Here is a 210-nt window from a genome sequence, read left to right on the forward strand (position 1 = left end):
GAAACTTAATCAAATAATTAATCTACATAAGGGGCTCACTGCATTTGTAGTAATAGGTCTCATGATCTTTTTTGATAATTTTACGATCGCTCCCTACGTTTATTTAGCTCTGCATGGTACTTATGGATTACTTTGGCTTTTAAAAGAAAAGATATTCCCAGATCCTTATTTTAAAGAAAAAATCAATTTTTTTACTTCAGTTACTGTTTT

Annotated in this window: 1 pseudogene; it reads left to right on the forward strand. The window is 29.5% G+C overall.

The window, feature by feature from the left end:
• Nucleotides 1-210 (forward strand): annotated as a pseudogene (locus AMO19_RS08675) (steroid 5-alpha reductase); the annotation flags it as partial.

The organism is Prochlorococcus marinus (genome assembly GCF_001180245.1).
In the GTDB taxonomy this organism is placed as follows: domain Bacteria; phylum Cyanobacteriota; class Cyanobacteriia; order PCC-6307; family Cyanobiaceae; genus Prochlorococcus_A; species Prochlorococcus_A marinus_F.